The organism is Cohnella phaseoli (assembly GCF_003386235.1).
GTDB classification, from domain to species: Bacteria; Bacillota; Bacilli; order Paenibacillales; family Paenibacillaceae; genus Cohnella; species Cohnella phaseoli.
This window is the reverse complement of record NZ_QRDZ01000038.1, coordinates 56,426-70,484: the sequence shown is the minus strand read 5'-3', so window position 1 is coordinate 70,484 and position 14,059 is coordinate 56,426. Positions and strand designations below refer to the sequence as shown.

The window sequence follows — 14,059 nt, the reverse complement described above, 5'->3', positions numbered from 1 at the left end:
TCCCTGAACAGGAGTCTCTCGCTTGAAGCTTGCTATTGCGATAATTGCTGCAGGAGGTTGGAGATAACCTGTACGGCCTCCGCACGACTTGCATTGTCTTTTGGCGCAAACAGGTTGCCGTTGCGGCCCTTCATCAATCCTAGGGAACCTGCTTCGGTTACCGATGTTTGAGCCCATTTGCTAATTTCGCCGGAGTCTTTGAATTCGAGAACAACCTCGGATGAATCCGTCTTAAACGAAATTTGGTAAGCATTCATAACCATAATCGCCATCTGTTCCCGCGTGATTTGCTCCTGCGGAGCAAACCTGCTGTCGCTCAAACCTTTGATGAGCCCGTGCGCATATGCCGCTGCCACAGCTTCCGAATACCACGCATTCTTCGGCACATCTTCGAATGCTGTGGACACAGCCGCCGGTTTGAGGCGCAGAGCCTTAACCAGCATCGCCGCAAACTCGGAACGGGTAACTTTTTTCTCCGGGGCGAATTTCGTATCGGTTACTCCGTTTACAATCTGTTTCGCCGCCAACTCCTGTATAACTGACAGCGCCCAATGCTTGGCTGCCACGTCCTCGAAGTTTTTCTTAATCTCAAATACGCCGTACTTGCTGAAATGGCTTAATTCTGCGACAAGTTCGTTGCCTTCCCATCTTCCGCCGATATACTCTAATTTCCCATTATCGGCGATATAGTAGATGCCGGTTAAGCGGCGATTCGCACCCGGATTTACAGGAAATCTTACTGTGATCGGGGTTTTGAAGGAGGAGAGCAGCTTCTCTTCTCCGTTTTTCCCTACGACAGCAAGCTTAAGCTCATAAATCGGACTGAAAACCGCCACCCCTGTACTCGGATCGGAGGCCAGGCCGCCTTGAACCTCCGCTGGATTCAGCTGAACGGCCGTCAGCCGCATACTTGCATCCGAAAGTCCGCTTGTACTTTGCAATTGCGACAATTGAGCCAGTACTTCAGGAGGCAGCGAAACGATCGCATCTCCAAATCGAACCTCCAGATCGTTCTTTCCGACCAACTCGGTAATTCGAGCGGGTAGAACAACGATAGTCTTGTCTTTCACATCAATCGAAATCTTCCCATCCGAGGCTGCAGGAATATCTCTGTTCGTCAGCGTAACGGTATTCTCATCTTCGGAATTGAAGGGCATGGGGCCACCGCCGATTCCACCGCAAATCCCCGCACATGCGGTGCGGACGGTTAATGATTGGCTTGCGGCAGATAGATTGCCCTTAGCGTCGTACGCCTTGACCGTAAACGAGTATGGCGTATTCGCGGTCAATCCCGTTACTTTATAGGCTGTGGCTCCGCTCGTCGTGCCGACTTGGCTGCCCCCGATATAGATTCGGTACCCAGCCACCCCAAATGCATCGGTAGACGGATTCCATGCCAGAGTTACGCTAGTTGCATCAGTTTCTGTTGCGCGCAGCCCGGTCGGAGCGGTAGGTGCAACTGTGTCATCCCCAACCGTAAACGACTTCGTTAGTTTGAATTCTTCGTCGACGCCAATAGGGAGGCTGAATATTAACGTATATTGTCCGTCTGATAGGAATTTACGAATAACAATATCGTCTTGCCAGTTCATTGATTGCGCGGCATAAAGGGTCAAGCCGCTGCTATCTTTGATTTCAATTTTAGCCCATACTGGGTAGAAATAACTCTCAAAAACATTCTCCCCCACCTCTATCAATCTCATTGATCCGCTTAACAGTTCTGGACGAATAACGAGTTGCGTAGCACTATCCTGATCTCTCGTCATGGAAACAATGCTCAAGTTTGAAACAGCCGGGTCTGGCTTCCCATCGAAAGCGATCGTCATGTCCTTCGTAATATTTAACTGTTCTCTGGTTTTCCAGCTATACAACCATCGCGGACCGCTGCTTGAACTTTTTAGCGTATCTACCGACAGCCATTGTTTTCCTTCGGCGACGATCAATTTGTTAAGCAGTTGCGTTGTGTTGTATGCATAGTATCCCCCGAACAGCCCCGGCAAGCTTAGATCTGAACTGCTGGAAAATGACAGGAAAGGCAAAGCATTCTTAAATTGAACTTCTCGTTTAGGCACATCCGTTACCGTAGCCCGATACGTAACCGGATCGACCGAAATATGATTGACCAGAATAAACCCGATATTCGTTCCGTTTGTACCCGTCATTTGAAAGATAAAATCTCCCGGAACGGCAAGCATTTCTGAAAAGGAATGTGCGTAAATAGCGAAATCGCTATAGCCTTCCACTGGCGCGACAAGTTGTGCATTCAAGTAGGAAGCTTCTTTCGGTACTCCAACCTGCTTTATCGAAACTGCTGCCAAATCGTTCGGAATGCCGATTTTTGTTAACGCAAGAAGCTGGCTTCCCGTTAAGCGAAGCGAATTGTAGTAGGTAGAGTACTCATACGATCCATTCTTGGATAATGTGAGCGACATTAAAATTACATATTCCTGATTAGCTGCAATCTGGTCGGTATCATACATTAAGAAATTTCCTGAATGATCAATATCGGCCCAGAGCCTACTCTCATTTCCCGCGGCATCTTTAGTTCTGACTTCCACCGTGTTAAACCCCGGCATCCTGTACGTATACCCCGTTGGAATATCGATCGGAATCAACAGCTTTCCCGATGCTCTTCTGTCTTCAACATGTACGCGTATTTCTCCGTCGAGCTTGGCTACGTCGTCCGGGAAAAGCTGAGCTTCCAGTTTCATCGAATAGGTGCCGGGAATCGCAGGTACGCTCAATTCCTCCATGTGCCCTAAACGGGCATACCAGCGCTCTCCCACTGGTTGATTTCTCTCATCGTAGAGCTGGTAGATCAGTGTCGGCGCACTTGCGCTTGCTCCGCCTCCCTGATAAGGACCGTCAGATAGAGATGTCTGCCGATAAACGAAGGAATCTCCCGACTTCTCCACAATCATGTTTGTCTCGCCCTCAAGACTGTGCACAGTAAAAGCAGCGAGAGGCTCTTGAGCGGCATTGTGGTAAAAGGTCCCCCTTTGTGAGTCAGCCTTAGAAACGTCATAGAGATAATTTTCCTGCTCGTCATTGAAATTGCTGTACACGAACAGATTTACTTGGCCGGTATGGGCCCAATAAGAATCATAAGAGAGAAACTGCCTGTCGAAGGAAAACTTTGTGTTACCGTCTATCTTCGCGTATTTCTTAAACGAGTATCGATATTCACCCTTCGTTACGGAATAATAAAACCAGTCGCGTACTCCTTTAGAAACATACCAAGATGATCGAGGAGCACTGTCCCCAACCGACACGACCGCATCCTCGAAACCATCGGGAGGCTGAACAAAAGCCAAATTTGCAGTGAGGTCTACCGTCCCGCTTGCGGCGTCAGCGACCGCTCTCTCGTCGGTAAAGGAATATCCTGCATCCGTACTCGTTGGGTAAACCGTTCCGTATACCAGAATGCGGTCCGCTGTACTGACATAAATTTCAGCTTTACGCTGCTTGTTCAACGTTAGCGGAATCGGCCAAGTTGACGATCCGCTTCCGTTTCTTTTCACCGCCAGATGGAGAACATCCCCTTCAGCGGCCGGTGAGGCCGAGTAAGTTAGCTTCTTCAAGCGATCTTTTGTAAGCTTCAGCTCAGATGTTGCAGATGTGACCGTTTGATGATAGTAGATGCCACTATCTTGCCCGTTGGCGCTCCTTCCGGTCACGACAATATCGTACTCTTTGCCTGAAGTCAGGTGTTGACTCGGAATAGATAGTTTACCGTTTTCAGAAGCGGCTGCCTGATAGCGTAAATACGTGTAAAAGTCCGTTACTCCGTTATTAGCTTCCTCAACGTAGGGCAGCTGTTTCTCATACAGGAAGACCTGCCCACTTTGCAAAGGCTGTCCGTTCTCATCCTGAGCGGAAATCGTAATTCCTCTAGGCGCCCCAGTCTCTTTGCCGACAAAAATAAACTCTTTAGTTGCCGTGTAGTTCTCGGCTTGACCATCAATGCCGATAACAGCCTCCAACTCGTACTTGCCGCTTGGCAGTTGTAATTCGTTTAAATGATTCAGATAACTCCAGCTCATGGCTTGATTCTGAGGCTCCTGAACACGTTCTCCCTGCTCATTCTTAATGTAAAACTTCGAGCTTATCACGGATTGTAACATCTGTCCGTCAAATCGATAAATGTCCCTAAGCAAAAAATCTCCACGCTTTATATTAATTACCGCGTCTATAGCGTTGCCCCACAGCATCATTCTATCAAATTCCAGCCTCGACTCACCTGATAGACTTAACTGGGTAGGTTTCGCAGCCGTAATATCGGTTACCCAATCGTAGGTAAACCCATTTTCTTCTACGGAAATTCCCACTTGATAGTCAGAAGGTGTCAGGTACAACTTACTGATCCCCACGAAATTATCGCTAACCCCCGTGATCAGGACGGCCTCATTAGCTGGAAGGACGACTTCGACGGTCAATTGAATATCTTCTTCATCCACTTGGAGCGTTGTATTGCCCTGAACATCGATTGTGTTTTTAAGGAAGTACCCTTTATTTCCCTCTTTGCCCTTAAAGGTATAACTTAACTTGCCGGGCTTCATCATAACTTTGAGCTGAGTGAGATAAGATGGATTGAACCAAGCCACTGCCTTCTCAGTCATACTCATTCCTTCCGGAAGAAAGGACATACTCATATCTGTAAAATTGGAAAGCAGCGCTGTATCCGGAGTAACCGTCACCGCAGTCTCGTCGATCGACCAATTTGTCATATTTAATAGCTGCTGTCCAGACAGATCAAGTTTATCGAAATATACGAGTACGTCTGTAGACGAAGTCTTCGCCTGGTAGTAAGCCTGCAGTTCTACTGAATATGCCGCTGAAGGATCAATCGTTAGATTTTCAAGATTCAGCGAATCATAATTGTATGGAATTAATGTTGGGAAACTGGACATAGAATTATTTTTTTTCAACATCGCGTATCCATGTGAAACCTGATACCCCGAAATCTCCCCCAGCTTAATCGTCCCATAAGTAGCCGAGGTCACGCTCGGAGCAGCATCCGGAAGCGGAAGTTGCTGATCATCCACTTGCATCGGAGCCTGATTCTCTGGGACTTCAATTGTCCCTTCCGCCCCGGCTTGTGGAACAATCGTTCCGATTGCCAAGCAGACAAGCATCATAAAAGCGAGCAGCTTTCTCCTCATTCGTCTGTTCATTCTCTTTATCCCAATCCCTTCCGTTATTAATCGCCTATGAATTCCAAAATTGCCCAAACATACTGTGAATATTGTACCATAAAAGTTTCCAAAAGTATGGGTATAAAGATCGAAAACGGTCGTATTTTTGTATATTTTTCTATTATTTCCGAAAATAAAATAGACACCCATCTCTCCCTGCTTTTCCACCAGAGAAAATGACTATCTATTTGGCAATCCTATAACCTTAATTAAGGCTCACTCCGCCGCTCCCTCATCGGTCATCCAACCGACGCTATCCAACATTACCTTCCCCGGCCCCTCGTTAAAATGAAAAGTAACCCGCTCCCACTCGCTCGGATCGAAGTCGGGGTTCTCTTCTACAAAGTCCTTCAACGGAAGCTCATACGTCTGATAGACCGGTTCCTCCGCGTCCTTGAACTTTCCGTCGGCCACAATTGGCTCCAGCGCAGGCAGCCAGGTGAATTCCGTCTCTACCTGCGGCTCGGCTTCCATGAACTGTTCAAGCGGCAGTCTGGCCGAATTACCGGAGCGATCCTCCAGCTCGATGTCGATGGATAAGCTGGACTCCATCGCTTCCTCAATGGCCTCCTCCAGGGCCTGAGACTGCCCCTCGACATCCTTGCCCGCCAACGTCTCCTCCAGCTCTCGCCCCCTATTTGCCAAGGAAAACATCAACAAATCTTCCTCCTCGGGCTTCTCCTCCAGGGAGGAGCCGATGACGATCGTGTAATCGCCTTCCTCCTCCCACTCCAGCTCGACTCCTTTATCGGCTTTGCCCTCTCCCTGACGATCAAGCGCATTCGCATGCTGCCAATCGGTCAGACCGCTTGCTTCGGCCGTCACTCCCCAAGCCGGCTGTTCACGATCCTCTCCCGAGAAATCGGCCAACATTCTGAAATCGTCGTTCTCATATTGGTTAAAGTATCGCGTATCCGGAAGATAAGCCGAAGCCGCCCTGTAGTCCCGAAACAAAGCATCGTACTCCCGCGACTGATGAAGCGTTGCTTCCGCAAACGCGGACACGTATAGCTTGGCGATGCCACGCTGTTCCTCGGCAGGAAGCAGCTCCTTGGGCCGAATAAATAAACCGCCCGGCATGGAATTGTCCGAGCTTCCCCAAGTTGTGTTGAATTGGCTGTGATTCGCATCCTCGATATAGAGCGAAGCCTTGAATGCTCTACCGTTACCGGAAAATGTCGCTCGCCCATACTGGCGATCGCCATAGAAATTCACCAGATCAGCGTCTTTGGCGCCCTGCAGCGTCAAGTAAGAAACGTCCCGCAGCTGCGGACGTTCCCCATCCACCTCCGCATCCGTAGGAGCCAGCGCAATCACGGCTTGAATTTCGTAAGAGTCGCGATCCGGCAGGGAAGCATCGTCCGCAAACCAGCGATCGGCATCCGCAGCCATGGCCGCGGCCTGCCCCCCGCGAGAATGCCCGAGCAGCGCAACCCGATCAAAATCGATTCGACCGTAGAAAGGCGAGCCCTCATCCGTCGAATACGATTGAAGAAGTCGGATGTGCTGCAACAGCAGCCACGCTCGCAGCTTTATATCCTGATCCGGAATGCCCGACCAGACGGAATAATTGAAGAAGTTCTCGTCGACGGAAACGGCCGCAATTCCCCTGCTCGCCAGCAGCTCCCCCAAGTATCCGTAGCCTGCGTCGGAGAAATCCTCCATCAGGTGATTGCCGTGCACCATCAGCATCACCGGGTACGGCCCGGCCCCTTCGGGCAGCCATACTCTTCCGTTCAGCGGCAGCCCGTTCTCGTCGAAGCCCCAGAATTGCTGCCGCAGCCACGGCCAGCTCTCGATATAGGCGGAAGCGTCGACGGACGGGGACGCCAGCTCCGCCTCCTTCCCGAACTCGGAACGATGCTTGTCCTTGCCGCTCCCATAAGTGAAATTGCGATAATCATTGCGTCCCGGCTGCGACGGATCGGAGAGAAGCAACGATGAGGCGCGCACTTCTTGCTGGCCGGAAGCTCCCGCGTCCGTCGCCTCGTCCGCGTTGGAAACGGCGCCGCCGGGCAGCAAGGATGGAACTTCTGTCATAACGACCAACGCAGCAATCGCAGCCACTACTCCGAGCGCAATTCGCCTGTTAGGAAGACCTCTCCTAACTACGAGTCCGACGAGAAGTCCGAAGCTCGCACTGATTAATGTAGCCGTCAGAGCAAACGCCAGAGAAGCCTTCCAGCCCAAACCCGAGAAATAAAATACGAAGTACGCCAACACCCCCGTATAGACCGCCCCGCCCGCCGCAAACCTCGGAACCTTATCGGCGCCCGCAAGGGCGAGAAGCGCCGCGACGATCCCTGCGGCAAGCCCCATTCCCGCTGCGTTCAACAGCAGCGCCGCTGCAATATCGAACGTTCTGCCAAGCCCTGTCGGCATACCGAGAACGGAGACGGAGACCGCTGCGCTATTAAATGCGCACATTGCAGCCAGCGCATACTTCCAGACCCCTCGATCCCGCTCGATCAGACGGGCCAGCTTGAGCTTTGTTCGTATGGCTCTATTTTTTCTTGCGTGAAATTCAACATATTCAACCTTCATAGTAAGCTTCGCCTCGATAGAACAGTTTCTCTCTCATTATAATCCTAATTCCGAAGCTGCTAGAACGCCAAAGATTAGTATTTGCTCCCCACAGCAAAAAGAGACGGTCGATATAACCGCCTCTCGCCGAGCCGCCGATCAATCCAGAGAAGGAGCCTCGCCGCTCGCCCTTCTTCGCACTCCGTTGCCGACGCGTTGCAGTACATCCTGCATCTCCTCCGGATGAAGGAGCTCGATCGGCGACACGCCTTTCTCGAACTGAAAGGAATCCCCTTCGATCAGCACGACGTACCGTCCGTTCATCTTGGCGATATGGATGTTGCCGCCGTAATCTTCCATATGCCCTTTGATCAGAATGTCGTCCAGCTTGAACCGCAGCTCCAGATCCGGCTGAAGCTCCACAAGCTGCTTAGTCGCTTCCACGACATGATCGTGGGACCATTTTTCCTGAAGCTCGCGCTTCTCCCCTGCCGCCCAGACGTCGAACTGCTGCTTCTCCTGTCTCATGGCCGCCACTTCTTCCGTCACGGGCGCGCCCGGGGCCTCTTCCTCCGCTTCCGGAACCGCGTCGTAATACGGAATATCCGCAGCCTGCCACTTCGTCTCCATATACTGGTGAACCATCTCCATCACCTGGTCGGCGACGATCTCCGGCTTCGACTTCTCGTAGCTGACATACTTCAGGAAATCCTCGAAATAACGCGCGTGGGAAGCTTGATGGATTTTGAGCTCCCACTCCTCGACCATTCCCTCCTCGGGCATATGCGGGTATTGGATCGCTTTAATGTTTTTGGCGTTGATCGCCATCTCGACCTGCGTAATCAGGCTGCGTTCATCGGATACCCTGGCGATCTTTGACTCGAAGTCGCATTTGAACAGGAACAGGAACGGATCGTCATAAAGCTCGTTCAGCTTCGCAGTCGCCATGACAAACGCACCGCCGCGAACCGAGTTGGTGTCCATATATAACCGTAGCACGTCGTCGCTGAAATTGTGAAATTCCACCTTGTCGTTCGCGGTGCGCAGCCGTTGGAAAAGGTTATAGTTCGGGTTGCTCGTCAAGTCGTAGCCCGGCTCTACGATAAACCTTCCGATCTTCGTCGGCACGTTCTCGGACACCGCGTTAATCTCGGCTTTGCGCTTGGCGATTCGCTTGAACTCCCCGTCAAGGAACGCCTTCAGCTCGCTATCCTGGTATTCCTCGTGCGTTAGCGTCTGGTAATGCTTATATTTCTTGGGACCGTCCGGATCGGAGCCCTCATTGTGAATAACGAAGAACGATAAAAATTGCACGGAGAATTTCATGTCGTACGCCGATCTCCCATCGCTCAAATAGATTATTATAGCCTATACGAATCTTATCAGGTTCAATATCGGACGACAACCTCGCCGCTCCGCGGCCCGCATCTTGCCGAATATGGTATACTTTTGCTGACCATGAAACAGGGAGTGGATAGCGTGCCGGATTGGTCCTATCAAACTTTATTTAAGCCTGTCCTGTCGCGGCTGCCGTCCAGAATCGCCCGCGGCTTCACACTTGGCGCAATGGGGCGAATCAGCCGGATTCCGGGCGGAACGTTCCTGATCAAGACGCTTGGCCATATGGAGCCGTCTCCCTTGCTGCAAGATAGAATCGCGTCGCTTCCTGTTCAGACCCCTCTAGGGCTGTCCGGGAGCGTCGATCCTGCGGGAATTGCCCACCGCGCGCTGTCGCAATTCGGATTTGGGTTCATCGAGATCGGTCCCGTCACCGTACGCCCGGTCGTCAGCGAAGAGCCGATCGTCAACGAACGGACATCCGGAACGATCGTGTATCCGCAGGAATACGAGAATCCCGGCCTAGTTCGCTCTCTTAGCATGCTGGATAAGTCCAAAGACGGCTTACCCCGGTTTGTTCGCATAGCGCCGGAACCCCGTTCTTCTTCCGATCAGGCAATCGAACAGCTGCGCCTTCTCGTCCAAGCCTTCTCCCTGACGAAGGTTGCCGGCTTTTATATCGAAGCTTTGGCCGCTGATAGCAGCCTGGATGAAAATCTCGTACAAGTCCAACAGTTCTCGGCCTTCATTCGCAGCATGCCGGAAGCTCCTTCACAGCTATCGTTTCTTTATATCCCGCTGGATTTTCCGAATGCGCAGCTCCAGCACATATTGCCCGTCATGGATCGCGGGCTGTGGACCGGCTGTATGATCGGCGGCGCTCTTCGAACACCCGGAGGCGCCGCTCGGTTCGGGCTGGAAGGAAAGTCTCTCGCATTGGAGAAAATCAGGCTGATTAGAGAGTGCGTCCCTGCGAAAAACTGGCTGATCCATTCTTCCGCAGGCATCCACGAACCGCAGGACGCCGTCGAAACGCTTCGGGCCGGAGCCGATCAGCTGCTGCTAAATAGCGGACTCGTCGACTCGGGTCCGGGGCTGCCTAAGAGAATAAACGAGGCCGTCATTCATGAACGGTTATCCGGCACGCCCACCCCAGTGCCTCCCTCCTTCTGGAAGCACTGGGGATGGATGTGCCTGCTCGGCTTAGGAATGATTTTCGGAGGCGTCGTCGCTTGGCTAATCGCCGAATCCTCCGTGCTGCTCCCATACGATGAAGATTACCTGGGCATGGCGCGCGACGAGGTAGGACGGATTAACGAGCATCTGCTTCACTTTATGTCCCACGATCGGATTACATTGGCGGGAACGATGATTTCCATCGGCATTCTCTACTATAGATTGGGCAAATACGGGATGAAATCCGGCCAGCATTGGGCGCGAACGGCCGTATTGACCTCCGGGGCCGTTGGTTTTCCAAGCTTTTTTCTCTATTTGGGATATGGGTTCTTCGATCCGCTGCATGCGGCGGCGGCGCTGATCCTGCTGCCGATGTTTCTGCTCGCTATGCGCCGCAATCCCGATCAACCGCTGCGCGAGCCGGTTAATCTGCGCAACAGTCGGGAATGGCTGCTTGGTCTGTGGGGTCAGCTTTGTTTTGTCGCACTGGGCGTCTCTCTCAGCGTTGGCGGGCTCGTCATTGCAGGCGTCGGCGTGACCGACGTATTCGTACCCCAGGATCTCGCTTTTATGGGCGTGACTCCGGCCGAGCTCAATGCCGCCAATCCGAAGCTGATTCCCCTGATCGCTCACGACCGGGCGGGGTTCGGCGGCGCTTTGTTTTCAAATGCGGTCATGCTGCTCATTGTCGCGCTATGGGGAATTCAGCAAGGGCAGCGCTGGCTCTGGTGGACGCTGCTTGCCGGCGGATCGCCGGCGTTCATCGCCGGATTAAGCGTTCACTTCAGCATCGGCTACCGGGATTTTATCCATCTGCTTCCCGCTTACTTCGCGGCAGCGCTTTACGTTGCGGGGCTAATTCTGCTCTATCCTTATTTGATGAAAGACGTTCGCCTCTCGAGCGATAAGGCTGCAAAAAGCATGACGGTAACGTGACAAAAACAATGACGGCGGTAACTTACTACCATGACAACGAACGGACTATAATACTCCTCGAAGGATACAATCGAAGTAATCCAAAGGAGATCATGTTAACATGAAAAAAACGATTCGTTTCATGGCTGCCGCTGCGCTTGTATGCGCCTTGACGGTGCCAACGCTTGCCCATGCCTCAGAAGGCCCCCCGGCATCAAGCGCTCTTAAAGCCTCGATACAGACGGAAGGCGGCTTTGCCGCCGTTCAGATCGAGAAACAAGTATATGTGTATGACAAGGACGGCCAATTGTACCAGACAAAGGGCAAGGATCGCATCGGAGAGCTGAAAGACTTGTTCGTTCTCCCATACGGCCCGATGCAGGTCCCGATGATTCTGATTAAGAACGATAAAAACGGCTATATGGTATTCAGCGACCTCTGGCCGGAATTCGCCAAGGGCAAAGAAACGGATACGGTTGACGCCTACTACAGCGGACGCATTCATGCCGCGTCGCGCGATAAAGTCGTCAGCAGAACCGGACATCACTATGCCGAGAAGATTGGCGATGAGGTCGTGGCTTATACCGCCAACGATTTTTCCGATCTGAAAAAAGGCTTCCACGAATCGATTCGGGTCAAAGGGGAACTGCGAGGCTTGATTCTGTTCGACTGCTGTCCGTACCTTGTCGTTGACGACGGCAAAGATACGCTGTCCGTTTACCATGCGGGAGAAAATGGCGCAGAGCTGGCCAGCTCCATCGAGTTCAAGTCATAGGATACTACGGATAAATCAGCTGCGGCCGGCCTAATAACCGGCAACCGTGAACAAGCGGCTTCTTTATCCGAATGCCGATAAGCCCTCTCGTTCCGAATCCAGCGAGGGGGCTTATTTTGTTGCGTTTTTGCTTCAAATGCCGCGACGGCTTGACCGCTCCCCGCATACGATACTTTATCGCGTAGAGTAGGGAGGCCGAACGTGAACCACACCCGAATAAAATCTTACCGTTACCGCATCGGCAAAAATCAATACATCGTCATTCAAATCTATCAGCGCGCCGACGCTCATACCGGCCAGGGCAACGCGCTGGCCACCAACGCCTTGAACATTCAAATCTCGAAGCGGTCCGGAAGGCGCCGATAAGAGGGGAGGAATCGCCATGCCGCGCAAAACAGCAAAAAACGTGAAGAAGTGGAACAACGGAAAAACCCGCATCCACGTCGGACAGAACGCCAACGCCTCCAACAATCAGGGAGGCAACTCCATCGCCATCAACGCAGTCGAAATCGGCGTCGTTCGCATTCGCCCTCAGTAAGTGATGTACATCATGCAAAGCCGCATCTCAAGAGGGGGCTGTCCCATAAGCATGTCAAGTTGCTCTGAAAGATGATCGATATTAAAGGTGTAAGGTATATATACCTCCCTCCGATGCTATACACTCCTGAAATGGGAATGGGTAAACCCGTTACAATGTAATTTCAGGAGCGTATGAGGCAGTCTACGGGAGGTATATACACCTTCTTCTTTTTTTATCGATCATATTAAGCAACTTAACTTACGGGACAGCCCTTGCTATTCAACGGTTTTCAGATCGAGCACAACCCTGGACTTATCGTCATCACATTTGGAGAGCGTATAGCGCAATCCGTCTTGCTCCAGATTTTTGCAAAAGTCGGTCGATCTCCGGGGCACGCCGAAGCCATCCATCGAATTGTCGTACGTGTACTGAATCGCCTGCCCATCGAAGAGCAAGTCCTCAAAGATCGGGTCCCCTTCGATCGTGTAAGCCGTAATATGCGCCTCGGCCAGATTGCCCAACCGGACTTGCTCAACGAATTTCGTCCAGTTGTCCAAATTGGTCGGCTTGCCGTGTACGTTCACGATGTCCCCGTTAGCGGCGGCTTGCTCCGGCGTGTAATCCAGCGAACGGATCAATTCTCGCAATCTGTCGGTATGCTCCTCGGACAACACATACCCCGTCCCGCTATCCTCCACATAGGTATACAAGCCTTTCGTTCCCGACTCGTATCCCAACCACAGATGAAAACCGGCTTCGCCATCTTCGCCGACAAACGACACGTCGTATTCCGGCTTGGCAATGTCCAGTTGACCTCCCATCTGTTCTGCGGAGCGGAACGCTTTAACGAACGCTTTAAGCTCTTTTTGTCCCTCGAACGCCCCCAGCGCCGCCGGATAGACGCTTCCGAACCGCTGCGAGCGGCTGACGACAACCTGTCGAAACTCCGTGCCCTTCCACTCGACAGGCATAACCTCCGGCCTTCGTTCTCCCGACGGCGGGTTTTCTTGCGTACTCGGTCTTGGCTCTTCCGTCGGCTTTCCCGCCGGTTTCGACATGCCGCAGCCCGCCAGAAGCAATAAACCGGCGAGCATGACTAGCCAGATCCGCTTTCTCCTCATCTGCACGATCACCTCGCTATTCTGACGAAGCGATCGGCAGTTTAGTTTCATCTGTCCGAGGGAGCGTCCGCCTCCCGCACTCTCCTCGAACCTGTCTCCGGTAAATCTTCTCTATCGGAGCTATGCCCCAAAAGGCTCCTCGCCGTTAATGCGTCCGGTTGCCTTGAGCCAGCCTAAGCAGCATATGAGCGAGCGCATGCCTCTCCTCGTCCGTGCCTGCTTTCCATAGCTCCTGCAGCAGCAGCTCCTCGTTATTCCGCGGCTCCTCATGGCTTGCCAGATAATCGGCTACCTTCTGCGCGATTACAGCCATTTGCTCCTCGCTCATCCCGATGCTTTCGGCCATCCGAATTCGTCGATTCAAATACCCTCTGAACTCCTCGAAATTTCTTAAGATACGGTCCCGCTCCGACGGCTCGATTCTGGAAATGGCAGCCCCTACCCTTTCAGGTACAATATCGCCATCCTTGTCGACCACATGGTTATGTTCGGACAT

At 52.2% G+C, this 14,059-nt stretch carries 9 protein-coding genes; 4 read left to right on the top strand and 5 right to left on the bottom strand.

All coding sequences use genetic code 11. From position 1 onward, the window contains the following. Positions 1-32: 32 nt before the first annotated feature. The 3 genes from DFP98_RS32875 to DFP98_RS32865 form a co-directional block, all read right to left on the bottom strand. Entirely contained in the window at positions 33-5,162 is a 5,130-nt protein-coding gene (locus DFP98_RS32875; RefSeq protein WP_181918091.1) for an S-layer homology domain-containing protein, read from the bottom strand. Between the two features lie 249 nt (positions 5,163-5,411). After that, a complete protein-coding gene (locus tag DFP98_RS32870; RefSeq protein ID WP_116064864.1) occupies positions 5,412-7,739 on the bottom strand; it encodes an alpha/beta hydrolase in 2,328 nt (775 codons plus the stop codon). Positions 7,740-7,877: 138 nt separating this feature from the next. Then, the gene (locus DFP98_RS32865; protein ID WP_116064863.1) at positions 7,878-9,044 is read right to left on the bottom strand and encodes a DUF3900 domain-containing protein; all 1,167 of its coding nucleotides are present in this window, start codon (positions 9,042-9,044) and stop codon (positions 7,878-7,880) included. A 153-nt stretch (positions 9,045-9,197) separates the two neighbouring features. On the opposite strand from DFP98_RS32865, the gene DFP98_RS32860 reads away from it, so the two are divergent. The 4 genes from DFP98_RS32860 (at position 9,198) to DFP98_RS39335 (ending at position 12,460) form a co-directional block, all read left to right on the top strand. Further along, positions 9,198-11,168: a dihydroorotate dehydrogenase gene (locus DFP98_RS32860; RefSeq protein WP_116064862.1), complete on the top strand. Its 1,971-nt coding sequence runs from the start codon at positions 9,198-9,200 to the stop codon at positions 11,166-11,168. A 100-nt stretch (positions 11,169-11,268) separates the two neighbouring features. Further along, positions 11,269-11,922: a transporter family protein gene (locus tag DFP98_RS32855; RefSeq protein WP_116064861.1), complete on the top strand. Its 654-nt coding sequence runs from the start codon at positions 11,269-11,271 to the stop codon at positions 11,920-11,922. 201 nt (positions 11,923-12,123) lie between these two features. Then, positions 12,124-12,288 (top strand): hypothetical protein, encoded by a 165-nt coding sequence (locus DFP98_RS39340; protein ID WP_181918090.1) that lies wholly within the window; start codon positions 12,124-12,126, stop codon positions 12,286-12,288. A gap of 16 nt (positions 12,289-12,304) precedes the next feature. Continuing rightward, positions 12,305-12,460, top strand: a complete 156-nt coding sequence (locus DFP98_RS39335) for a hypothetical protein (RefSeq protein WP_181918089.1) — start codon at positions 12,305-12,307, stop codon at positions 12,458-12,460. A gap of 257 nt (positions 12,461-12,717) precedes the next feature. On the opposite strand, the gene DFP98_RS32850 is transcribed toward DFP98_RS39335, so the two are convergent. Both DFP98_RS32850 and DFP98_RS32845 read right to left on the bottom strand, forming a co-directional pair. After that, a complete protein-coding gene (locus DFP98_RS32850) occupies positions 12,718-13,563 on the bottom strand; it encodes a DUF4362 domain-containing protein (RefSeq protein ID WP_220377205.1) in 846 nt (281 codons plus the stop codon). Positions 13,564-13,708: 145 nt separating this feature from the next. Beyond that, positions 13,709-14,059: a DUF3243 domain-containing protein gene (locus DFP98_RS32845; RefSeq protein WP_116064859.1), complete on the bottom strand. Its 351-nt coding sequence runs from the start codon at positions 14,057-14,059 to the stop codon at positions 13,709-13,711.